The following is a 257-nucleotide window of genomic DNA, read 5'->3' as shown; positions in this document are numbered from 1 at the left end:
GCCTTGATCCGCGGGATGGGCCAAGCAAAGTCCTACAGGGTTAAAAAACAAGCGAAGCTGGGTGCCCTAGCTTGTTTTGACCTTCGAAAAGTTAAGGCATCCATTGTTGAGCATGAGGCTGTCCAGAAAGCAACCGAACGGTATTATGACGACCGCATGGCCACAGTGATGCTGCCCCTGTATGGGATTGCAGAAGATGCTCAGGACGAGATTGCGGCGGTGGGCTAGCCCTGCAGAACGATCAATGTTTCAGGGAG

General features: G+C 52.9%; 1 protein-coding gene. It reads left to right on the top strand.

Annotated features, from left to right (window positions below; all coding sequences use genetic code 11):
* Window positions 1-228, top strand: a 228-nt coding sequence (locus AF337_RS04605; RefSeq protein WP_210168036.1) for a hypothetical protein, incomplete at its 5' end; no start/stop codon positions are given.
* Between the last annotated feature and the right edge of the window lie 29 nt (window positions 229-257).

It is taken from the genome of Rhizobium ecuadorense, assembly GCF_001187535.1.
GTDB classification, from domain to species: Bacteria; Pseudomonadota; Alphaproteobacteria; order Rhizobiales; family Rhizobiaceae; genus Rhizobium; species Rhizobium ecuadorense.
Note: the sequence above shows the minus strand (reverse complement) of the source record. Positions and strands in the feature narration are given on the sequence as shown.